17 protein-coding genes are annotated in these 23,757 nt (G+C 43.5%); 7 read left to right on the forward strand and 10 right to left on the reverse strand.

What is annotated here, in order from left to right:
• Nucleotides 1-3: 3 nt before the first annotated feature.
• The 5 genes from nirB to B3M51_RS12455 form a co-directional block, all read right to left on the reverse strand.
• Nucleotides 4-2,433 carry a nitrite reductase large subunit NirB gene (gene nirB / locus B3M51_RS12435; protein ID WP_292759626.1) on the reverse strand — a complete coding sequence of 810 codons (2,430 nt, stop codon included), beginning with the start codon at nt 2,431-2,433 and terminating at the stop codon, nt 4-6.
• Nucleotides 2,434-2,625: 192 nt separating this feature from the next.
• A complete protein-coding gene (locus tag B3M51_RS12440) occupies nt 2,626-4,065 on the reverse strand; it encodes a sensor domain-containing diguanylate cyclase (protein WP_292479509.1) in 1,440 nt (479 codons plus the stop codon).
• 390 nt (nt 4,066-4,455) lie between these two features.
• A complete protein-coding gene (locus B3M51_RS12445; protein ID WP_292759628.1) occupies nt 4,456-6,585 on the reverse strand; it encodes a putative bifunctional diguanylate cyclase/phosphodiesterase in 2,130 nt (709 codons plus the stop codon).
• A 151-nt stretch (nt 6,586-6,736) separates the two neighbouring features.
• The gene (locus B3M51_RS12450) at nt 6,737-7,195 is read right to left on the reverse strand and encodes a YybH family protein (RefSeq protein ID WP_292479511.1); all 459 of its coding nucleotides are present in this window, start codon (nt 7,193-7,195) and stop codon (nt 6,737-6,739) included.
• Between the two features lie 21 nt (nt 7,196-7,216).
• A complete protein-coding gene (locus B3M51_RS12455; protein ID WP_292479512.1) occupies nt 7,217-7,762 on the reverse strand; it encodes a MarR family winged helix-turn-helix transcriptional regulator in 546 nt (181 codons plus the stop codon).
• A gap of 182 nt (nt 7,763-7,944) precedes the next feature.
• Between B3M51_RS12455 and B3M51_RS12460 the strand changes: the two genes are divergently transcribed.
• The 3 genes from B3M51_RS12460 to B3M51_RS12470 are packed head-to-tail and all read left to right on the forward strand — an operon-like array spanning nt 7,945 to nt 12,281.
• Complete coding sequence (locus tag B3M51_RS12460; RefSeq protein WP_292759631.1) at nt 7,945-9,777, forward strand: sensor domain-containing diguanylate cyclase; 1,833 nt, start codon at nt 7,945-7,947, stop codon at nt 9,775-9,777.
• 39 nt (nt 9,778-9,816) lie between these two features.
• Complete coding sequence (locus tag B3M51_RS12465; RefSeq protein ID WP_292479514.1) at nt 9,817-11,226, forward strand: YcjX family protein; 1,410 nt, start codon at nt 9,817-9,819, stop codon at nt 11,224-11,226.
• Nucleotides 11,226-12,281 (forward strand): YcjF family protein, encoded by a 1,056-nt coding sequence (locus B3M51_RS12470; RefSeq protein WP_292759633.1) that lies wholly within the window; start codon nt 11,226-11,228, stop codon nt 12,279-12,281. Before B3M51_RS12465 ends, B3M51_RS12470 begins: the two co-directional genes overlap by 1 nt.
• Nucleotides 12,282-12,298: 17 nt before the next feature.
• On the opposite strand, the gene B3M51_RS12475 is transcribed toward B3M51_RS12470, so the two are convergent.
• Complete coding sequence (locus B3M51_RS12475; RefSeq protein WP_292759634.1) at nt 12,299-15,043, reverse strand: sensor domain-containing diguanylate cyclase; 2,745 nt, start codon at nt 15,041-15,043, stop codon at nt 12,299-12,301.
• Between the two features lie 298 nt (nt 15,044-15,341).
• Here B3M51_RS12475 and B3M51_RS12480 point away from each other — a divergent pair, with 298 nt between their 5' ends.
• The 4 genes from B3M51_RS12480 (at nt 15,342) to B3M51_RS12495 (ending at nt 18,169) form a co-directional block, all read left to right on the forward strand.
• Nucleotides 15,342-15,719 carry a DUF6627 family protein gene (locus tag B3M51_RS12480; protein WP_292759635.1) on the forward strand — a complete coding sequence of 126 codons (378 nt, stop codon included), beginning with the start codon at nt 15,342-15,344 and terminating at the stop codon, nt 15,717-15,719.
• Between the two features lie 14 nt (nt 15,720-15,733).
• Nucleotides 15,734-16,729, forward strand: coding sequence for a PA2778 family cysteine peptidase (locus B3M51_RS12485; RefSeq protein WP_292759636.1), 996 nt, complete (start codon nt 15,734-15,736; stop codon nt 16,727-16,729).
• 184 nt (nt 16,730-16,913) lie between these two features.
• Nucleotides 16,914-17,351: a BLUF domain-containing protein gene (locus tag B3M51_RS12490; RefSeq protein ID WP_292759637.1), complete on the forward strand. Its 438-nt coding sequence runs from the start codon at nt 16,914-16,916 to the stop codon at nt 17,349-17,351.
• Nucleotides 17,352-17,398: 47 nt separating this feature from the next.
• On the forward strand, nt 17,399-18,169 hold the full coding sequence (locus tag B3M51_RS12495; protein WP_292759638.1) for an EAL domain-containing protein: 771 nt from the start codon (nt 17,399-17,401) through the stop codon (nt 18,167-18,169).
• Between the two features lie 81 nt (nt 18,170-18,250).
• On the opposite strand, the gene azu is transcribed toward B3M51_RS12495, so the two are convergent.
• The 4 genes from azu to B3M51_RS12515 form a co-directional block, all read right to left on the reverse strand.
• The gene (gene azu, locus B3M51_RS12500) at nt 18,251-18,700 is read right to left on the reverse strand and encodes an azurin (protein WP_292759640.1); all 450 of its coding nucleotides are present in this window, start codon (nt 18,698-18,700) and stop codon (nt 18,251-18,253) included.
• A gap of 375 nt (nt 18,701-19,075) precedes the next feature.
• On the reverse strand, nt 19,076-20,065 hold the full coding sequence (locus tag B3M51_RS12505; RefSeq protein WP_292759642.1) for a hypothetical protein: 990 nt from the start codon (nt 20,063-20,065) through the stop codon (nt 19,076-19,078).
• 296 nt (nt 20,066-20,361) lie between these two features.
• The gene (locus tag B3M51_RS12510; RefSeq protein WP_292759644.1) at nt 20,362-21,231 is read right to left on the reverse strand and encodes a dienelactone hydrolase family protein; all 870 of its coding nucleotides are present in this window, start codon (nt 21,229-21,231) and stop codon (nt 20,362-20,364) included.
• Nucleotides 21,232-21,303: 72 nt separating this feature from the next.
• A complete protein-coding gene (locus B3M51_RS12515; protein WP_292759646.1) occupies nt 21,304-23,652 on the reverse strand; it encodes an autotransporter domain-containing protein in 2,349 nt (782 codons plus the stop codon).
• Between the last annotated feature and the right edge of the window lie 105 nt (nt 23,653-23,757).

Below are 23,757 nucleotides of genomic sequence, written 5' to 3' on the forward strand. Positions count from 1 at the left end.
TTGTTAACCTACTTGCTTGATGGGAATATAGTTTTCGCGCTGTTTGGCAGCATGTTCCGCCCACGGATCGTCCTGCGATTTTTCCTGTGACGCATAAAACCGCTGTGCCAGGACTTTACGGTTGTCATGATCATCAACCACTTTGGCCTGCACGCTTTTAAGTCCCACCCGTTCAATCCATGGTGCGGTACGTTCCAGATAATGCGCATCTTCACGATAAAGCTGCATAAAGGCTGCACAGTATTCCATCGCTTCCTCTTCAGTCGCGACTTTGCACAGGAAATCGGTCGCACGAACCTTGATACCACCGTTACCGCCGACATGCAGTTCATAACCGGAATCCACACAGACAATACCGAAATCCTTGATGGTGGCTTCAGCACAGTTACGTGGACAACCTGATACGGCAATCTTGAATTTATGCGGTGTCCATGAACCCCAGGTCATTTTTTCCACCTTGATACCCAGGCCAGTGGAGTCCTGTGTACCAAACCGGCACCATTCCGAACCGACACAGGTTTTCACGGTACGCAGAGATTTACCGTAAGCGTGACCCGAAACAAAACCGGCTTCACTCAGATCAGCCCACATTTTCGGCAGATCGTCTTTTTTCACACCAAGTAAATCGATACGCTGGCCGCCAGTGATTTTAACCGTAGGCACCTTATATTTATCGGAGATATCGGCAATAGCACGTAACTCATTGGCGTTGGTCACCCCACCCCAGATCCGGGGCACCACTGAATAGGTACCATCCTTCTGGATATTGGCGTGAACCCGCTCGTTTATAAACCGTGATTGTGGATCATCCTGATAGTCTGGCCAGGTACTAAGCAGATAATAGTTTAATGCGGGACGGCATGAGTGGCAGCCATCAGCATTTTTCCATTCCAGCGCAACCATCAGATCAGAAATGGTTTTCAAACTCTGTTCTTTAATGGCGTTTTTCACTTCGCCATGACTCATGCTGGTGCAACCACACATGGGTTTTTTGCTTGGCGTATCGTTAAAGTCACTGCCAAGCGTCGATGCCAGTAATTGCTCAACCAGACCTGTACAGGAACCACATGATGCAGAAGCTTTGGTATGGGATTTGACTTCATCAAGGGTAAACAGGCTGTGTTTACTGATGGCTTTAACAATATCGCCTTTGCAGACACCGTTACAGCCACAAATTTCAGCATCATCCGGCAGGCCATCGACAGAATTGGTTGCACCATGACCAGAATCACCGATATGGTGCTGACCAAACAGCATATTCTCACGGATACTGGACACATCGGTACCATCACGCATTAACTGGAAGTACCAGGCGCCATCGACAGTATCACCGTATAAAACCGCACCAATCAGTTTGTCATCCTGAATGACCAGCTTTTTATAGATATGGCGGGCGGCATCTTTAAACACCAGATCTTCAGTGCTTTCATCACCAATAAAGTTACCGGCAGAAAATAAATCAATGCCGGTGACTTTCAGTTTGGTGGAAGTAATTGAGCTGACATAGCGAGCAATACCCATTTGAGCCAGATGGTTAGCACAGACTTTTGCCTGTTCAAATAATGGGGCCACCAGACCAAAGGTTGAACCACGATGCTGTACACATTCACCCACTGCATAAACTTTAGGATCAAAGGTCTGCATGGTGTCATCCACCACAATACCGCGTTCACAATGAATACCGGCAGATTGTGCCAGTTCAATATTGGGGCGAATACCTACTGCCATCACTACAAGATCGGTATCGATTTCGGTCCCATTTTTAAAAACGACTTTTTCAACCCGTTTTTTGCCTTCAATCGCTGCTGTTTCATGCGACATCAGGAAGTTCAGTCCTTTGGCCTCTAACTCATGCAACATCAGATCAGATGCCGGTTTATCTAATTGCTGATTCATCAACACATCGGCAATATGTACCACGGTGACTTCCATACCCTGAATCATCAAACCGTTGGCTGCTTCCAAACCAAGTAAACCACCGCCAATAACAACGGCTTTTTTATGAGATTTAGCGGTTTCCAGCATGGTATCGACATCAGCAATATCCCGGAAGCTGATAACACCAGGCAAATCACGACCCGGTAAAGGCAACATAAATGGACGAGAACCGGTGGCCAGCAACAGGCGATCATAGTCAAACACTTCGCCTTCTGCGGTTTCCAGCTGGCGTTTTACTCGATTAATATGCGTGATTTTTTTACCGGCATGCAGGGTAATGCCATTGTCGATATACCATTGCCGATCATTGATCATTATCTGATCAATCGTTTTATCACCAGCCAGCACCGGGGACAGCATGATACGGTTGTAGTTACCGTAAGGCTCATCACCAAAAACGGTAATGTCATATTTTTCAGGTGCTAACTTGCGTAATTCTTCCAGTGTTCTCACACCGGCCATACCATTACCAATCAGCACTAATTTTTCTTTCATGGATTGCTCCTGCATTTCGACTAAATATGCTTGAGCAAGCACTGTGCCAACAGATAACTTATTAATTTAATTGAATATTAATTTTAAACAGGTAAGTAACATGCGACTTTGTGGTGCAAAATGGTGCACTACGCACAAAGATGGTGAATTGGGCCTATTTATCTTACATTTCCACCCCTGCTGGAGGCTATTTTAATAAACGGTAATACGATTACGTCCTTTATTTTTCGACTCATACATGGCGTGATCACAACGTTCAATCAGATTATCCATGCTTTCTCCCAGTTGATACTCTGCCACACCAGCACTGATGGTAACGCTGATACTGTCATCTTTAATCCGGATCTTATGTTCACTGATAGCTTCGCGAATCGTTTCTGCCACCCTTGCTGCATGTTGTTGATCACAGTTTTCCAACAATAATAAAAATTCTTCACCACCCCAGCGACACAATACATCTACATCGCGTACTTTTTGTTTTATCAATCGAGACACAGACTTGAGTACCTGATCCCCAAACTGGTGACCGTATTTATCGTTGACCGATTTAAAATGATCAATATCCAGTACGATCATTGATAAAGACCAATCCTTACGCAACGCAGTTTTTTGGGCTTTATTAAATACCCAGTCAAATACCTGTCTGCTGGTCGCCCCGGTAAGTTTATCTTTGGTCGCCATCATTTCAAGACGACGCTGATAGCCACGAATAGTGAAATGAGCAAGCATTAGCACACAGATACTGATTGCCAGAGAAACTGCGACATTAATCCATAAAGCTGTTTCAATCCGGTCTGCAGCAGGATCGTTGATTTGCTCGACAATCAAAAACCAGTCAAATTCTGGAACCAGACGACTGTTTAAATAGATCGTGTTACCGTTTTTGGCCGCATAGCTCACCGATGCGCTCGGATTACTGAGGATCTGCAGAAACAATTGGTCCAAACCCGCTTTATTTTGCAGGTATATATCATCTTGAAACTGACTGCTACGCAAGGTAATTTCACCCTGACGATCAACAAAATAGATTTCCCTTCCATAGCGTCGTTGGTAGTTTTCAATCAGTTGAGCAACTGACTCCATCGACAGGCCAACACCGGTTACCCCGACTAACTCACCTTGTTGATTGAGAACGCGATAATTCACAAAAATGCTCATGCGATTGGGTTCTGCAGTATCCCAGTCGATATTGATATCGTAATCCGTGTTGATTTTACGCGTGTTGAAATACCAGCTGTCAGCCGGTTCAGACTCATCAACCTGTTTGATAATGCCTTTGGGATGATAATAATTGCGTGTTTTTTCAGAAACAAAAAAAGCGGTAATCGTATTGTATTTTCGTTGTATCTGCGCCAGATATTCAGATAAGCGCTCGGGATCCTGTTCTCCATTCTCAGCCCAGTTAATCATAAAAGTATCATTCGCCATCAATGATGAGATTAATAAGGGTTGCAACAGGTCACGCTGAATTTCGGAGTAGATGTTATCACTGGTGAGCGGCAGCATTTGTTTTTGCAACTGATCACTGGTGGAATCCCGGGCCACAAAATAGCCAATCAGACTGGTGGCCATAAATCCCAGCAAAACCAGCGCACTGATTGTCAGCGTGAAAATTCTCTTCCGATTTTGCATTCCGGCCAGTCCGTTACTAAACAAAGTTTTCAATCATAGTGAATTTACGGTAAGGATCCTAGGGTCTGTTTATCTTTCATAGCCGCCTCTGTTGTGACTGAAGATGCACCAATCAAGGCGCGAGGGATATAGTTTGTGAGATACATCCATGTATCTCACCCTTTTAGGGCTAACGCTCAAAAACACTCCCAGCGTTTTTGTAGTCATTCTAAATAAAAAACGGGCAATACGGAGTCGTGCATTTTCAGTCACTTCCCGCAGGGCTAAGACTGTTTTTCAGCCCGACTGCGTTGTAAAAGACTTATGTAGAACAACAACTACCTCACATCATTTCCGCCTTGTTGGACAAAAAATAGACGCCAGCAGAGGCTGACCAAAGCCACAATGGCCCTAATTCCTTTTTAAAGCCTGCAAATTGTCTGTATTCAATTCAGCTGGCTGCATCTGCATTAGTTTGGCATGCACATACTGATGCATATCCTGATAACGTGTTCTGAGAGATTGGAAATTCTGCATGGCCGTTTGTTTTTTACCGGCTTGATAGAGTTTGATAGTCATGGTTAACAGGTGATGAAAACTGCGATATTTTTCTTTCAGAATTTGTAGGCACTCTTTATCAATAAGTTGGAGATTTTCTGTTCGCTCTAACCAGACACCACAATGCGATTGTTTAATCGACAGCGTTGGCCACAGTTCAAGTTCTTCGGGATCCACTTCAAAACGCTGTTCAAGGCTTTCCAGACTTAACTCCAGATATAAGTAAAACAGGTTTAACTGTGTCCATTTCAAATGCTGACGATGATAGCGATAACTGAACCAGTCTTCAGGCAATTCAAATTGCTGCTTCCAATGCGTTAATTCAGTCGCTGGCATCGGTTTGGCAATCACATACCCCTGAGCCAGTTCACAGCCCATTGAAAGCAAAATCTGTCCGTGGCGCAGTGACTCCACCCCTTCTGCAATAACCTCCAAATCAAATGATCTGGCCAGTGCAATAACACCTTCTACAATTTTGCAGTCATCCACATCATTCAGCATGTTCCGCACAAATGTCTGATCAATTTTTACCGCAGATACCGGCAAAGTCCTGATATGACTCAAAGATGAATATCCTGTACCAAAATCATCCAGCACTGTTGCGATAGAGAATTCATCTCTGCAACGACGCACTACATCAACGATCAGGCTGAGATCATCCAGGGCGTGACTTTCCAGGATCTCAAATTGAAAATACTGTAAATCCACCGCAGGAAACTCTGTAACGATCTCGCCAAGTCTTTGTAAAAACCCATTACTTCCAAGATGATAGGCCGACAGGTTGATGCTGATATTCCATTGTTTAGAGTCAGCCTGCCATTGTTGTAGATAACTTAACGCCTGACGAATGACCCACTCACCTAACTGAATTTCCAACGATGTGCCATTGATTAAAGGTAAAAACTGTTGCGGAAATACCAGTCCGTTTTCAGGATGCAACCAGCGAATCAGTGCTTCGTATCCAACTACTTCTCCACTGCACATATTGATTTTTGGCTGCATGTATAACTGAAACTGGTTTTCACTCAAAGCCTGACGAATAGCATAAAGCTGCTCGGTTTTTTCATCACGCCAGGCTTCATTGCCTGTTTCATACATGCGAAATGTTTTCTTACCGTCCAGTTTAGCTTTATAAAGCGTTTGATCAGCGTGCTCTATGAGGGTTTGCATCGAGCCCTGATCAAATGGATAAACGGTATAACCAATTGAGGCACTGATACGGATGGTGTTGTTATCAATCAGATAGGGGCGGCTTAGCTCTTCAGTCAATCGTTGCAATAACAGTTCGCAATCCTGACGGTTTTTAATTTCACCAAGCAGCATGACAAACTCATCGCCACCATAACGGGAAACCGTATCATCCTGACGTAACATGGCCTTTATACGCTGCGCGACTTCAATCAGTAATTCATCACCGGCGTTATGTCCCAGCTCATCGTTGACGGGTTTAAAGTTATCCAGATCCAGAAAACATACCGCTAATAGTGTTTGAGTACGATTACTGTGGGCGATCGCCTGCTCAAAGCGATCCACCAGCAGATTTCGATTGGGTAAAGCAGTTAATGCATCATAATGCGCCAGACGCTCCAATTCGGCCTGATGCTGCTTTAACATGGTGATATCGGAGACCAGCCCCAAATGAAACATCTCCCCCGTCTGCGGATCAATAGTGCGATGAATCGTCAGCACTTCAGCATAAAATGAACCGTCTTTTTTACGATTCCAGACCTCGCCCGACCAATATCCATTGTCTGACAGGCTTTGCCACATTTTGCTGTAAAAGGTTGAACTTTGTTTGCCTGAACTAAGAATATTGGGTTGTTGGCCGATTAATTCATCTCTGCTATAACCGGTGATGGCACATAATGTATCGTTCACATCAACAATGATATTGTCGGTATTGGTAATAATAATGCCTTCATGTACTCTATCAAACAGCATTTCCAAAAGAGAGTGTCTTTGTTGCTTAAGTAAGGCGCTCACCGGAAAATATCCTTTTAAAAAAACCATAAAATCATTAGGGTTTTTAGCATAGCCTTTGTGGCTTAGGCAAGTTTTCCTTTCAATATCTGTCAAGCATAAAAAAAGCCGGACATTAAGACCGGCTTTTTTCTGCTGCAAAAGACTGTTGGGTTTATTCAGCCATATTCCAGATATGTGAAACGACTTCCCATTCATCCTGGTCGTTCTTTTGCAGAACTGTCATCAAAACACCATTAAATGTCATCGTTTCACCATTTTCACCTTCAACATCTGCTGACCAGTTAGCCAATTGACTGACTTGTCCTGCAGAGGAATAAGTCGCGATAGTGGTTATATTATGATTGTGTAAACCATTATCGAAAAATCCCTGAAACAGTGCCGCAATCTCCTGTTGGCCATTCAATACATTGCCATCACCAGGTGATAAAGTGGCCTGTGATGCATATAGCTCAGTTAATGCATCGAGATCCTTATCGTTAAAGGCAGCATTCCACTGCTCATTAGCAGAATTAATGACTTCCTGTGCATCATAATCGGCCCCAGGATTACTGCATGCACTTACTGCCAGAATAAGCAGACTCAGGGGTAATAAACGATTTACAATTTTCATAGAGATTCCTTTTTTTGAACATTATTTAAGATGAGATTCATCTTCAAAAACATGCCGTCGCTGATAAACTTTTTTCAGTAACGACATCAGTTGGGTTGTTTCGGTTTCGCTCAGCGCCTGCATTAATTGATTTACACGTTGATAATATCCCGGCATTAAATCATCAAGTTTTGCCTGTCCCAGAACGGTCATTCGAATCAATATCTGACGCCTGTCCTGCCTGCCATGTACGCGACTGATTAATTTATCGCGTAACAAACCATCTAATAAGCCGGTCATGGTGGCCCGTGAAACCCCCGCTTTTTCAGCCAGCGCTGAGGGTGTTGAACTCAGGTTATCCTCTCGCATCAGCAATAGCAAAACCCACCATCGACCCTGTAACAAGTCATATTCCGCCAGATAGCTGTTTAATCCCAGAGATAAATCAGAACCCACCCGAAGCAGATTCAAAAATGTCATAACATTTTTGATGTCGGTTTGCGGGTAACGATCGGCAAACTTCTGCAATATTTCAGCGTTAGGAATATCTTTAACTTGCAACATGGCAGCAAGCTTATAGTTAGCCAACTAACTATGTCAACTCCAATTCAGTTTTTATTTAATGCTATAGTTTGAAGCAGAATTTAATAGTCCTGTTTGCCGAGATAACGCCATTGTTTTGTATTGACCCAGCTTTTTTCATATTTCGATCCAGCGAACGGGGGTCATTTTCCGTCGATCGCCACTGCAGTCTCTAATAGGTTTGTCCGGTGGCTGCTAAACCTGTTCTAAAATTACATTCGCCGATTCATAGCAAATTATTGCTCTACACCTTCGTGCTGATTGGGCTGATGTTACTGGTGATTTATCAAAATTATCAATCACAGTTATCAGCCTACTCAACACAGATAAACCAACAAATCGCACAACGCAGTCAGTTGCTGGCCTTGATGCAGACCCAGCTACTGGAATCCAAACTGGAAGCAATTGACCAAACGTTGAAACTCATCAGTTCACATCCGGATTTTATTAAAAATTCATCGCCTCATACCTATCTCCTTGAGAAATATTCTCAAAATAATCCTGAAATGCAGGCTTTATTGCATATCAATGCGGATGGGCTGTTACGCTATCCCAAACATCAGCGTAGTCAGCTGGATTTATCGGGTCGTGACTATTTTAAAGTGCATCAGAGCTCAAAAACGGATGGCGTTTTTACTTCAAAACCCATGTTACCTGGACGGGGTCATTCGGATCCGGTGATGGTGATCAGTCGTGGTCTTTATGATTCGGACGATAATTTTCAAGGGGTGCTTGCGGCAGTTATCGATATCGAAACATTTTCATTGGCCCTCAGTGGCATCAGTGTCAATGCCCAGCTGTTTTCATCAATTGTTCACCAAGAAGGTGAGGTTGTATTTCGAGTACCTTTTAGAAACTTCGAAGTGGGACAGACTCTGGATTACGTAAAAGATCGCAGTGATAAAGACAAATTACCCTTAACAGGTGAAGGTATTTATCAGCATTTCAGCGGTGATTATCAATTTGCCTATCAAACGTTGCCCAAATGGCAATTACACGTTTTTGTTGGCGAAAAACGAGCCGTAGTCGATGAGTTAATTTCCAACTACCGGTTTTCGCATATACGTAACAGTTCTTTGACCGCCCTATCACTGATGTTGCTGATTCTGGCCACCGCCTGGTTAATTGGCCGGCGTTTGGATATAAACAAACAGCTGATTGAGAGCAAAGCTGCACTGCAACAAAGCTATCAGCGTAATCAGGCGATTATAAAAGCCATTCCAGATCTTCTGTTTACCATAGATAAAAATGGCAAAATCATTGATTTTGAACACGGCGATAGTGTGCCTTTAATGATGTCTGAACAGGACTTTATAAATAAACATATAAGTGAAACATTCCCTGACTTTCTGGCACAGCGGACGTTACTGGCGTTACAAAAAACGCTGAATAGTGGAGAAAGTGATTATTACGAATACGAACTGACTATTTCAGACAAACAGCATTTTTTCATGGCCCGCTCCTCGCCAATTAACGAGGACAGAATGCTGGTAGTTGTCATTGATATTACCGAGCGTAAAAAGTCCGAAAATGCCCTGCAATGGCAGGCCACGCATGACAGTCTGACTCAGTTACCCAATCGGGTGCTGTTTTATGATCGACTGAATCAGGCCATTACCGAGTCAGCCCGATATAAGCAGCCTTTTTGTCTGCTTTATATCGACCTCAATGATTTCAAACAGGTAAACGATACCTATGGGCATCTCAATGGCGATTTATTGCTGATTCTGGTGGCACAACGTATTCGTGAATCTATTCGTCAGTCAGACACAGCGGCCAGATTAGCGGGGGATGAATTCGCCATTATTGTTAACCACAGTAATCTTGATGAAGCCCTGCAAGTATCCGAAAAGCTACGGGAGCAGTTAGCTGTTGTTTATGAATTAAATGATGGAGTAATGCTGAGTATCAGTGCCAGCATTGGTATTGCTTGTTATCCCCATGATGGTAAGGATGCTGATGAATTGATTCTGCATGCTGATAACAGCATGTATCATGACAAACGTTCGACTGCTTCTTAATTCAGACAGACAGCAAGCGTCTGATGTAAGCTGATACCTATGAATTCAAAGATAGAAAAACTGGGGCTGCGTCTCAACAAAACACTTGATGGAATTGATCAACAAGCTAGCAAATGGGTGGCACGCAGTCTCGATAAACATTTAAGTATTGGCATTACCGGGTTTAGCGGTAGTGGCAAGTCAACTTTTATTACCAGTCTTATTCACCAGCTCAAATATTCCAATCATGCGCATCTGGGAGGCTTCCTGCCAGCCAGAGATGAGCGCCTGTTAAATGTCGAATTACAGCCACTGGATGATTTACCACTATTCGATTATCAACAGGGAATTCAGGCCCTGGCAGATGATCCACCTGCATGGCCACCATCAACTACTCATATCAGCGGTTGCCGGTTAATCATTGAATTCAAAAAGAAATCCATGTTGCCGACCTTCACAGGGGAAACCCGTCGATTCACGCTGGAATTACGTGATTATCCAGGTGAGTGGTTGCTTGATATTGCCATGTTGCAGCAGGATTATCGGCAATGGAGTATGGATACTGCAGCACTCTGTTCCAAAGGTATCCGTCATCAACTCGCTGCAGAGATGCAAAAAGAGTTTAATGATTTGGATCCGCTCGCTCCAATCGATGAACAACATATTGAAGCGTTATTTGTCCGTTATCGAAGTTTTCTGGTGACCTGTAAAACCGCCGGTTTGACATTTATTCAGCCTGGCCGGGCATTATTGCCTGACAGCACAGACTTTCCAGTGTTTATTCCATTGTTCAACCTGCAAACGCTCAGTCCGCAAGCATTGGACAATGCCGATGAAGACTCCTTATACAAAGTCATGCAGCAGCGCTATAAAACCTATCTGAAAAACTTTGTTCAGCCATTTTATAAAACATTTTTCCGGGGCATTGATCGTCAGGTGGTATTGATCGATGTCCTGAAAGCATTGAGTGGCGGTAAGGAAAAATTTGATGATATGGTCATTGCGTTCAGCCGGATTATTGATTGCTACCGCGTGGGGCATAATGCGTTTCTGAACCGTTTATTCAGCCCTCAGGTCGAAAAAATTCTGTTTCTGGCATCCAAGCCGGATCGAATTTTAATGAATCAACACGAATCTTTGCGTCGTCTATGCGACGATATAATCAGTCATATCTGCCCACAATCGGTTAGAAATCGTATTGAAATCGAAACGGAAGTGGCTGCCGCCGTGCGAACGACACATGATCATAATGATCATCTGACCGCCAGATTGCTGGATGGACAATATGGCGAATTACGCCACCCTGCTATTCCCGATAAACTGCCTGATGCCGATCAGTGGCATCAGTTATCCCGCTGGAATCCGCCTGTACTTCGGGCTCCGCTTAATCCTGACTTGATAATGGGCGGCCGTCTGGCTCATATTCGGATGGATAAGGTTTTACGGGATCTGATTGGAGATAAATTCTGATGGCTTCCACAGAAGATTTTTTTAAACCTAAACCACAACAGGAAGCTAAGCAAAAAGCGGATATATCCCCCGAGGAAACGGAAAACTTTTTCAAAGTTCACTCTGAAAACAACGAGGTAAACCTGCCTGATTCGGTGGAAACCGATCCATTGCTCGATTTTGAAGACACACTGCTGATACCACCGCGTCGTAATCGCGGTTTGAAGTGGTTGATCGTCACATTGTTCATTCTGTTAATCGGTATGTTGGCCTGGGATGTAGTTGATTTTGCTCAAATGCTCTGGCAACAAAGTAAAGCCATGGGGTTAGCCTTCAGTGCCTTCGCTGTTTTTTTAGCAGGCCTGGTATTACAGCAATTGCTGGTGTATCGCCGCAACCAGAAACAGCTTAAACGAGCCGAGAAGATCCGCGAACAGGCTGATAAACTGGTTCATGAACAACATCTCGGCAATGCAAAAAAATGGCTGAATTCGCTAGAAACTTTCTATGATGGTCAGCCACAGGCTGATTTATTAAAACCCTGCGTTGACAAGCTGCCTGACTATCTTAATGACAGTGAGGTTGTCTATCGTATCAGTGAAGACTTCTACCGGCAGCTGGATCGCCAGGCAATCCATATTATTGAACGCACCAGTATCAGCAGTGCAGCAATGATTGCGGTCAGCCAGCTGGCCGTTGTGGATTCTTTGTTAGTGGTCTGGAAAACACTGAAAATGATTAACCAGATCAATATGATTTATGGCGTCAGATTAAATCGCTTGGCCCAATGGCGATTAAATCTGAGGGTCTGCAAAATCGCACTTGGCAGTTATGCCAGTCAGGCGGGCATCAGTTTTTTCTCTGAGCAGGTCGGCATCGGTTTAGGTGGCAAGATTCTGGGCAGTGTCGCACAAGGATTTGGGGTGGGTCTCTATCAGGCCAGAATCGGTATCCATGCGATGCAACATATTCGGCCAGTAGCTTTCACCAGTGACGAAAGACCCAAACTGAATATGTTTGCCAACCTGTTACGCCGCAAATTAACCAAGCTGACGGTAGAACAGGAAACGGATTAAGCTGATTATTCTGGCTGTCAGAGTTGAGCGATAAGGTGATTTGAACCGAATATGTGCACCCCATTACGTCCAGCTGATTTCACCTCGTATAAGGCCAAGTCAGCCTTTTTGGTAAGCTCGCTGACCGTTTCGTTTTCAGCATCCCCCGGGAAGATTGCTACCCCGATACTCAGGGTAATATGAAAGTCATGAGTATTAACATGCAAGGGCTGAGATACCGTTTCAAGAATATGTTCTGCCACTAGTTTTGCATCATCTGGCTTTTTGAGCTCCGTGAGTAAAATAACAAATTCATCACCACCGACGCGGCTTAAGGTGTCTGTCTGACGTAAGCAGTGTGTCATTCTGTCAGCGACGGATTTAAGAATCTCATCACCCACATCATGACCATGGGTATCGTTAATTTGTTTGAAATGATCAATATCGACAAACATTAACGCTATTGGATAGCCCACCCGTTTGGCATGAGCCAGCGTATGGCTTATATGTTCATCAAACAATCGGCGATTTGGCAGCCCCGTTAAGGTATCGTGATATGCCATCTGCCGAATACGATCCGATTCAGATTTGCGGGCGGTTACATCTTCAATTTGTGAAATAAAATGGATGACCTCGCCCTTTTCGTTGCGAACTAACGAAACACTCAGCAACACAAAAATAATATCACCCGTTTTATGAAAATAGCGCTTTTCCATCTGATAGTGTTCGAGATCCCCATTGAGTAATTTCCGCACATACTCAAGATCCAAATCCAGATCGTCTGGATGTGTCACATCGACAAAGGTTTTATCCATCAACTCTTCTTCGCTGTATCCCAGCATCCGACAGAGTGCCCCATTCACTTCGACCCAACGACCATCAAGACCAACAATTGCCATACCTATTGCGGCGGTATCAAACGCATTGCGGAAACGCTCTTCACTTTGTTGCAGTGCCAGCTCAGCCTGTTTGCGCCACGAAATATCGATTTTGGTACCAATAACGCGAATCGGATTTCCCTGCGTATCACGTTCACCAACCGTGGCACTACCAAGCATCCATTTCCAACTGCCATCCTTACTGAGGATGCGGTGTTCATTTCGATATTCCGGTTTTTCTCCACTTAACATCCGGTTGATATCAGCGGTTACCCTCTCGATATCCTGAGGATGTATTAACTTCAGCCAGTGCTCCATCTGACCGATGATTTCACCCGGGGCATAGCCGAGCATGGCCAGTAATTTGTCAGAGAACACCACAACATTATTGGTAACATCCCAGTCCCAGACCCCGGCTCCACTGCCCTCCAAAGCATGTTTCCAACGTTGTTCGGTTTCCAGAATCATTTTCTGATGTTGCCAGTCTTCGGTGATGTCATAGCTGACACCGACCAGAGAAAGCAGCTGCCCAGCATCGTTGAAATATAGTTCGGCTGAAGTATGTATCATTCGAATTTCGGAACCATGAAGTATTCTAGAACGAATTTCAAAGGATTTATGCTGTTTAATTGACTGTTCTACAGCCACTCGGAAAGGCAACAGGTCCGCATCATGGATCAATTTTTCAAATTCCGTGTAATCCATATGCTCAGTTGAGTTTGTAAAACCAAATACCGTGCTCGCCATGCTGTCGAACATAATGATATTTGTTTCCACATCCCATTCCCAGATTGCAATTTCAGCCGCCTCTGTTGCCAGCGCCAGTCTCCGTGCATTCTGCCGATAGGATTTGGTCATTTGAGAAGCAATGCGAATGGCGTTTACCCGGCTTTTTGCAATGGCCGCAATCACCAGTGCAAACAACAGAGAAATAACGATACCGATTATCCAGGTTATCCATGTATTGTTACGCACAATCGAATGAGCAAACTCCCGATCTGGTTGGCCAACAAATGACCATGTCCGGCCACCAACCTCGTAACTTTTTTGTAAACTGAATGAATCTTCGGAAGCAATTCCGGGCAAAGAAAATAACAGACTTTCGGTTTTATCGGCCCCATCATCATATATATTCAGCAAGCCGACATTCTTATGTGTAACCAACACATCCTGCAATACATCATCAATACGAAATACCGCATAGACCCAGCCAGAATGAATAGTTCGCTGATCAATTGCCACATCTGATTCACTTGCGTCGATGTACACCGGCAGATACATCAATAAACCATTGATGGTCGAGTCTGAACCATCCTGTTTTAAAAATACCTTTTCGGTAATGCTTGCCTTGCCGGTATTGACAGCTTGCTCCATGGCTTCTCTACGAGTGTTGTCGGCATACATATCAAAACCTAAAGCCCGCATATTTTTTTTGGTCACAGGTTCGATGTAAAGGTTTGAGGTATATTTATCCCGCACTCCTTGCGGATAAATATCATAGCTCATCATCCCGGATTGTCTTACAGCATTAATATGCGTCTGCTTTTGTTCTGGAGAGAGCGCAACCACATAACCCAGTCCCTGAATACCCGGATAATTTTCTTCCAGTTTCAAGCTCTGATAAAAATTGGCAAAATCCTCACGAGATAAATCTGGAGATACATAAAACAAGCCCTGGGTTGCCCGTAACATTTCCTCGTAGGCATTTATTTTTCCAACGACGGCATCGACGGCTTGATTAAAGGTGACGTTATAAGCCGCCTCCAACTTAACAGACTCCGTCTCAGCCATTTTCCCTGCAACGAAAAAGGTTAAAACCAAACCAAACAAAAACGCCACAAAAGACGTTACCAAGGTAAAAGGTTTAAGCAATAAGCTTTGATTAGTGCGAATAACCAGCTCCATTAATATCGCATAAGTGAAATAAACGAATTCATTATTCAGGGAATAAATATACGTTTCAGCCAATGACCAGCAAAAAATTGACTCTGATATTATTTGTTTAAGTTTGCCATCAAGCAAAAGATAAAGAAACTCTACTTAACAAATAGCCAAAAACGAAGGTAATTCATCACATTACCCAATAACCTTATTTGGATACTTGAAGTTAATAGAGGTGCATATATATAGTTCTTATCAACAGACTCATGGTAAGCTGAGCTTTGGTCAGTTCTTGGCTTTTATAAAATCAACGGAGGGATGTATGAAACAAAAAGTATTTGCGTGGATTGCTTTGCTTGGCTTTTTCGGAAGCATCACCTTACCGGTGCAGGCAGCAATGATCAGCACGCCTGATATTATTCAATCACAACAATCTGCATATGATCGCGAGCAATTGTCGTCAATGCTGGAACGTGACGATGTTCAGCAACAACTATTATCAATGGGAGTCTCTCCTGACACCGTTCAGGAACGTGTCAACAGCATGACTGATTTTGAAATTGCTCAGTTAAATGAGCAAATAAATGACATGCCAGCGGGCGGGATACTCGGTGCAATAGTGCTTATCTTTGTTGTGTTTGTGATTACCGACGCTATCGGTGCAACCGACATTTTCCCATTTGTCAGACCGGTTCGTTAATCTGATTTAAGTTTATGCAAACAGAAAAACGTTCTACCTACACCCAGCTTCGGCTGGGTGTTTTAATAGTCATTGTCTTATTGGTGACCGCTTGCAGTCATACACCTCAGACAAATCTCCTGAATCAACAGTCATTCGAGCCAGAGCAGGCCGAGCTCAAGGATGTGCCTTTTTATCCTCAGAACCAATATCAGTGTGGCCCCGCTGCTTTAGCAACCGTGATGCAATATCGTGGCGTCGATATCAAACCTGATCAATTAACTGAACAGGTCTATATTCCACAGAAAAAAGGCAGCCTGCAAATAGAAATGGTTGCGGCTACTCGAAAACAAGGCTTGATGCCCTACCCATTGGCTCCAAAGATGGACGATTTATTGACTGAAGTAGCGAATGGCAATCCCATTTTAGTGATGCAGAACCTTGGCTATAACTGGAAACCCTTCTGGCATTACGCCGTGGTGATAGGTTTTGATATCAACTCACAGGAACTCATTCTACGTTCTGGTGAAACCAAACGATGGCAAACAACATTAAAAACTTTTGAACGTACATGGGCCCGCACCGGTCATTGGGCGCTGGTCATTGTCAGGCCTGAACAAATCCCTGCTACAGCGAACATGCCGACCTGGTTACAAACTGCCTACGATGCAGAAAAGACCGGACAGCATAAAACAGCAGAACAAGCCTATATAGCCGCGAGGGAGCATTGGACTGAACTTCAGCAGCCTGGAATCGCGCTTGCCAATTTGTATTATCAGCAGGAGCGTTTTGATAAGTCTGATACTGTCTATGCTCAATTAACCGAACAATTCCCATACGACGCTGCTCTTTGGAATAACCGGACCTATAGCCTGAAAGACATTGGTTGCCATCAAACTGCGTTAGCTTCTGCATCTTGTGCGACACGCTTGACACCTGATGACAAAAACATCCAGTCCACGTTTCAGGAGATGTTACTGCTGGAACCGCTGACCCATAACAATTGCCCCAAGATTAACTGTCCAGATTGATTAATCTGACAGAATTCATCAGGTGTTGAATTCAGCAGAAACAGAACGCTTATTAAGAAAAGTGATACAGGTCTGTTAGATGCATGTTTAAGCTTGTCGTCGTACAGTCTCTGACATAGACTAATCTGAAACAAGACGAGGAGATATACCAGCTTGTTCGTATTGGATAACAGGATGCGGTATTTTGTCGAAAAGCTTATTGAGAATTTTGTATACCAGTAAAACCCATAATCGCTTATCCGATGTGGATTTAACGAGATTGTTACATCAGAGTCGTGAAAATAATCAGCGCATCCAGATTCACGGCATCTTATGTTATAACCATTTCGATTTTATTCAGGTGCTCGAAGGTCCTGAAACAGCTGTTATCGCTCTCTATAAAAAAATCCTTGATGATGAACGGCATCATGACTGTAAACTAATTAATATATGCCTCAGCAATAAATACATATTTAATAATTGGGCAATGGGATACATTGATATCAGTCAGGGTGATATGCGCCGGCTGAGGCAAGAGCTACCAGAAAAGTTATCGAATGATAATGCTGACAAATTTGCCTATCAGCTAAAACATTATTTGAACAACCCGATAAAGAAAACTGATCAGACGATTTTTATCTGATGATAGATGACTATCCAACGATAAACAAAACAAAGAAAGAGTATCAAATGACAAAGCAACTACCCGATTTCAAACCTTTAGGTTGTAATAAATGTTTAGAAGGTGGTGGATTGGATTTCAGCTTTTCAATGGCTTTTCAGCCAATTGTTAACATTCAGGAAAAAAAGATTTTTGGTTACGAGGCACTGGTTCGTGGCATAAATAATGAGCCGGCTTATACCATTCTGGACAAATTGAATGATACCAATCGTTATTCCTTTGATCAGACAATTAGGGTGAAAGCCATCCAACTGGCCAAACAACTTGATTTACAAGGCATGCTTAGCATTAATTTCTTTCCTAATGCCGTTTATCGTCCGGAAACCTGTATTAGAGCTACCTTGGAAGCGGCTGATGTAATGGACTTTCCCACCAAAAATTTAATGTTTGAAGTCACCGAAGTGGAAAAGGTCACTGATAATAATCATCTGAAAAATATTTTTGATGAATATAAACGGCATAATTTCACTACAGCAATTGATGATTTTGGCTCCGGTTATGCCGGCTTAAATTTGCTCGCCGACTGGCAGCCAGACATTATCAAACTCGATATGGCACTGATTCGAGGTATTAATAAAGATAAAGTCAGACAATCAATTGTCCGCTCAATCATTATGACCTGTAATGATTTGGAGATAAGAGTCATTGCTGAGGGTGTCGAAACGATAGAAGAGTTTCAATTTATACGCGATCAAGGCGTAGCTTTATTTCAGGGTTATTATTTTGCCAGGCCTCAATTCGAAGCTTTGCCAGATGTCGACCCGTCACTGTACGAATGATATAAATAAAAATCCTCCCTCCAGCAGTGGTGACTCTTAACGAATAACAGACCCAAGCTGGAGGGAGGATTTCAGGTGAACTTATTTGATATTGAAACGACCGTTCATCATTCCGCTATGCCCAGGGAATGAGCAGAAGAAAGTCAGTTTTTCATCAGCAAGTCCTTCAGTAGAAAATTCAACTTGCGCCGAGTTGCCACCACCAATTACTTCCGTCGCTGCAATAATACGATCATCACCTTCCGGCAGATAATTATTATCCAGTCCCGCAGCAGCGCCTTCTCTCACGATTGCCTGCATATCGTCTGTCTTGGTCAAAACCCAGTTATGGCCCATCATATCCTTAGCCATTGAACCAGTATGTTTCAGCGTGACTTTGACTGTTTCACAACTGGCAGGAACTGACATTTTCTTTTTACTGAAACTCATCTGGTCAGTAGCTTCGATGACCAAATCACATTCATCGGCAAATGCTGTGAATGGAAATAAAGCCAACAATCCCACAGCAACTAACAAACGATTTTTTTTCATCTTGATCTCCCAATAATTCCGGCAACATTGCCTTCTCAACTACGCATCAACTTTATCAGCTGAAAAATTAAGTTGGTTTAATACGCGTTAAACCTGATTAATCATTAATGCTCATCCGTTCTATTGCCTGGATAAATTTAAAGGCAAAAAATTACAAATGGATAGTCCATACGCTTCATGAATAGCTAACAGCTAATTTCCAGTGAATGAAGCTGATGTTGGGCTTTAATAACAACCATTCTCATTATAAAGAGCCTGTTTTGCTGATAACAATAGGCCAGGAAAGATTGAGGAACAGTTCCTGCAGTTATCCGTGAAACACCAGAAAAACAGGTTATTGGGCATCTTTCAGCTAAACGTGTATATAAGCCTGACCTATTCGGCTGCTACCTGAATATCAAAATAATTTTCCAGTGCGTTTGGTGACATCATCGTCGCCATAAAAACCAGAAATATTCCAGCACCTTCTGGACTTTTCGAGTTTATATCCAGCTCGACTTGTGGTGTATCACTATCAATAAACTGGCTGCTGGCTTCTATCAACTGGGTTCTTAATTCAGGTGAAAGCGCCTGTAAAGCTGAAAACTGTTGCTGAATCTGCAGTTTCAAGCCGGCTTTATATTCTTCTGTAGTCATACCTGCACTTTCAGCACCTTGCTCTACTAAAGGCTGCCACGCACCTGCATCTTCAAACTCCATAACAGCTGTTATCAACCCTGTCTGCATCCATTCTGCTGTGACAGCCGACATATCCTCATTATTTCTTAACCGTCTCATTTGACTTTCCAGATCAGGGATCTGACTAAAGTTGGTATGTAAATTCATCGAAAACAGCTGGGCCGCATCTTTTTCGGTTAACTCGGGATTATAAAACTGATTCTGCAAACTCAGCGTCAGTTGGCGTTCAACAGGATGATAGCGGTAAGCCAGATGTTGATTGTGACCAATTTTGTCTTCTTGAATACCCAGGTTTCGCAATGCTTCAACCAAAGACTGTTCCTGTTGTTCCGTGCCATCACCACCGGTTACAGTAAACAAAGCATCCTCTGTTGAAATATCCATCGCATAAATAAAATCCTGCGCCTGATTCAACTCAATATCACTTATCGTCAGTAAGCCTATTTGATGTTTACGATCAGCATCATCTGTGATTAACACATCATTTACCGTAATGTCTTTGGTATAAGGGTTGGCAACAACCTCCCCGACTTCAACTTCAACGCCATTCTGGTTAATTTTAGCGACCAGCTCATCTACTAACGCCTGAGCTGCCTGATTTGCCTCATTATTAGCAACCGCATGGGCGCCACCCAATGCAATGGCTAATATCAGGAGAGGCACATAAATGATTTTTTTTCTGAACACTGTTGTCTCCAACAAAATAATAAAAAACAAAACGGCAGTATGCCTGTATGACTAGTAACGAACCAGTTTAGTTTAAGAACATCACCTTATCTTAAGAAATGCTATAAAAACGTTTACTTACTGATCGCATAGAAGCGAAATCTGCAAAATTTAATAGATACCAACGTTTACCCGCCAAGAACAAATGATTTCAACCGGGAGAGCTTTTGAGGTTTAGACGCTATTAGGGACTTTTGCTGGACGGGTAAATATAGACTTACATTGATAGTGCTGATTATCATCATTGATTTAAAAGCTTATTTCATTTCTCTGATGACCTGTTGCCAGCAGCAGCGATGATCGGCCTCGGGGATAATAATGATCTGACTATTCGTTTTCGGGTGTAATAAACGATGAAAACTTTCAACAATTTCGGCAGGGATTACGCGGTCATGTCCACCTACATAATGAACCTGCGGTATAGCTTGAAGCTCTGTTACCGCGTCTGCGGGGTTGAGCGATCCTGATAATGGTGAAATTTGATGCAGTTCTGTCCAGGCTGTTGTATCCAGATTGCCTGCAAACGTGACGAGACGTGCCACATCCACACGCCGACTTGCCACTAACGCCGCAACAGCTCCACCACCAGAATAGCCCATTAGCTGAACTTCAGAAGCTCCCGTCATTGTTTTAAGCGCTGTAATCGCCTCATCAGTGGCGATAATGACTTCTTCTGAAAATCGGTGTGAGGTCCAGTATTTTTGTGTGCACTGCGCTTCATTCTGTGATGTGAATTGGCAGGGTCGGCCAAGGTAAGCCACAGCATGATCAGGTTTATATGCTAAGGCCAACTTCAGTGAAACAGGGTTGAGCGGTGTAGGGTCAGAGGAAGATTTTGATGGTGAAATCCAGGCTAAGCCATCGCCTTCAATTAATATTGTTAAACGCTTATGTTTCAAACGCTGTGCAGGCAAAAAAGCCTGAAGATCGAAATAGGAAGTGGGTATGGTTTCAGAAGTCCAGCCTGCGTCTTCAGCAAGCTTTGTAGCATTCTCAAGGCGTTCCTGAGTAGATGGCAGATGAGTGCAGCCTGTGATCAGCAGGAAAAAAATACTATAGTTAGGAAACGATTTACCAAACAATTTCACCTGGCCCATCCTTAATGCTCTGAACGTCATATTTAACATGCCATTGCGCCACAAAAAAGCCCCAATGGATAACCACTGAGGCTTTTCTGAACTTGAACCAAAGCGCCCGTGTTAAAAACGCCAGCGCATATTTACTGATGCAGTTTGATTCAGAAAGTCTTCACGTCCCTCCAAATCATAGCTGGCTGTCAGCTCGGTCATATCATTCAATGACATGGTTGCTCCAACACCTGCCCGCGCTAACCAGGGTGATGGATCCATCCCCTCGGTGGTAAACGCAGCCCCACCACCGGTGTAAGAAGCGGTCAAACTGGTATCGTCGTTAATCACATCATAACCAACGCCAAGCGTGGTCGATAAAGAAGTTTTCTCATTCCACTGATGGTTAGCTTCCACCTGAGCCATTAGAATCAGTTCTTCGGCATTGACACTATCCACATCCAGGTTTAACGCCCCGGCACCTTTTTCGGTATAGCTTTCATCTTTAATGTAAGCATAGTCAGCACGCAGGCTCGGCATAATCAAACTTTGCTCAGTTAATTGAAAACGCTTGCCTATGCCCGCACCAACATGAGCTGCGTAACTATCATAATCAGCGGTGGCTTTACGGTTCATAAAACCAATGTAACGTTTGCTATCATTTTTATTAAGGCCCACATCGGCTTGCCAGCTGACTTCGACATTTTCAAATTGCGTCAAATCATGGCTGCCGTAGGCGATAAGCTGATAGGCATCAATGTCGGCGCTGTTGCCTGAGGCCGAACCATTGCCATCAACATCGGTATTCATATATGACAGGGCAAACCCTAACCGACTGGAAGGGGTTATTTCACCATCAATACCCCCAACAAACCCGTAACTGTCGGCATCGTAACCACTCACGCCATTACGCTCTTGTTGACGACTCCAGCTACCCACCGGTTTTAACCACACCGCTTTATCCACCAGGAACTCATCACCAGAGGATAAGCCACGGTTACTGGCCTGTCGGCTTTGGATCACCCGGTTGGTGCCGCGCATGGTGTTCGAAGCCAGTCCAGTGGTACCTGCTACTAATAATGGTAGGGTTTCAGCGACAGCGTCACTAACTTGTTTTGATGACAGCTTTCCTAGGGCGGTAGTGACTTTTTCAATATCATTACCGGTAATGCCACTGTTCACAAAACTATCCAGCACCTTAGCGGCGCCTCTTCCCGATGTAAACCCTTGGCGGTTAACGCTGTCAAGAACGCCATTGCCCTCTGAATCTGAGCTAATAACCTTCAGGTTCACCACATTGTCGTCAATAGCATATGTGAAATCATATAAGGCGGAGTTATCCGTCATGGTAAAAGTTGAGGCATTAAGGGTGCCCGCGCTGATTACGCTAGATAACGTGCCGCCATTGGTCAAAGTGGGTGCATCAACAACATTGATATCCAACCCTGTATCCTTGGCAAAAGTCGCTATACCGGTTACATTCAACTTGGCATAATTATCCATGCTTGCTACCCCAAGCCGTAACGTAGCATCGGCGGACTGGGTGTAATTGGCTAAATTATTATAATCTGCATCGCCTAATTTCAGGCTATTATTAGAATCGATAGCCAGCACGCCTCCCTTATGCTGAATATCCCCATTAAAAAACTGGTGATTGCTGTATTTAAATCTGGTTGTACCGCTATAGAATTCAATATTACCCGTGCCAGAGACCAGTGAATTAAAACTAAAATCTTCATCCGTATGATTAAAAACTAAGGTTCCATTACCCTGCCCAAAAGATATCTTATTGCCATACAACCTCCCTGCCGCGACAGCTATCTCACCTTGAGCCGCACCGATATTGATTGTGGCTGTGGAATTAACTTCTTTAGCAATTTCTATGAATTCCGCAGCGACGAGACCACCTTTATTTAAGGTAAGTATCGCGTCTCCCTGATTACCAACAGTCAGCGTTCCACTATCAACACTATAGTGATTGGAGAGGATTTCAAGCGAAGCGTTGTTGGTAACAAGCACCGAGCCTTGTGATGAGGAGAGTTCTCCTATAGAAAGGTTATCGATTCTAAGTTGTCCTGAATTTTGAATAACGAGTGACCCCTCTCGTAACCCACCTTTCCCAACAATCAGATTATTCTCGCCCATTTGCAGATCAATAATGTCATTACTGATCGTTGCTTCGCCATTATTATCAATAATAACTTCGCTATTGCTGACTAAATTATCTGGAGCGATACCATCACGCCAGTTGGATCCCGTGGTCCAGGAACCATCTTGAACATCCCAAATGTATTCATTTGGAGCAGCCAAAGCATTACCAGTAAATAACAAACTGGTCGAGACGACTAAACTGCCGCTAATCATTTTAAGCAATGTTTTTTTACGACCAACCTGACTTTTGGTTTTGCCCCGTGTCAGTTCAGCAGCGACCATCCAGGCCTGACGGCTGGCGTTCCATACAATACGATATACCCGGTTCATGAGAGTTCCTGTAACGTCTGTTTCATCAATAAACATGAAATCCTGCAGTGTTTATTTCACTGCAGGGGTTCTGTTTGCATTGATAAACCATACTGAACAGGCGGG

Source organism: Methylophaga sp. UBA2689, from assembly GCA_002354555.1.
Lineage (GTDB): Bacteria > Pseudomonadota > Gammaproteobacteria > Nitrosococcales > Methylophagaceae > Methylophaga.

Bases quoted from the DNA above. Each gene is read 5' to 3' on its own strand.
- B3M51_RS12450 (WP_292479511.1), bottom strand. From the start codon at position 7,195: ATGAAAATTGTAAATCGTTTATTACCCCTGAGTCTGCTTATTCTGGCA.
- B3M51_RS12480 (WP_292759635.1), top strand. From the start codon at position 15,342: ATGAAACAAAAAGTATTTGCGTGGATTGCTTTGCTTGGCTTTTTCGGA.
- B3M51_RS12515 (WP_292759646.1), bottom strand. From the start codon at position 23,652: ATGAACCGGGTATATCGTATTGTATGGAACGCCAGCCGTCAGGCCTGG.
- B3M51_RS12465 (WP_292479514.1), top strand. From the start codon at position 9,817: ATGAATTCAAAGATAGAAAAACTGGGGCTGCGTCTCAACAAAACACTT.
- azu (WP_292759640.1), bottom strand. From the start codon at position 18,700: ATGAAAAAAAATCGTTTGTTAGTTGCTGTGGGATTGTTGGCTTTATTT.
- B3M51_RS12485 (WP_292759636.1), top strand. From the start codon at position 15,734: ATGCAAACAGAAAAACGTTCTACCTACACCCAGCTTCGGCTGGGTGTT.
- B3M51_RS12440 (WP_292479509.1), bottom strand. From the start codon at position 4,065: ATGCAAAATCGGAAGAGAATTTTCACGCTGACAATCAGTGCGCTGGTT.
- B3M51_RS12510 (WP_292759644.1), bottom strand. From the start codon at position 21,231: ATGTTAAATATGACGTTCAGAGCATTAAGGATGGGCCAGGTGAAATTG.
- nirB (WP_292759626.1), bottom strand. From the start codon at position 2,433: ATGAAAGAAAAATTAGTGCTGATTGGTAATGGTATGGCCGGTGTGAGA.
- B3M51_RS12470 (WP_292759633.1), top strand. From the start codon at position 11,226: ATGGCTTCCACAGAAGATTTTTTTAAACCTAAACCACAACAGGAAGCT.
- B3M51_RS12495 (WP_292759638.1), top strand. From the start codon at position 17,399: ATGACAAAGCAACTACCCGATTTCAAACCTTTAGGTTGTAATAAATGT.
- B3M51_RS12475 (WP_292759634.1), bottom strand. From the start codon at position 15,043: ATGGAGCTGGTTATTCGCACTAATCAAAGCTTATTGCTTAAACCTTTT.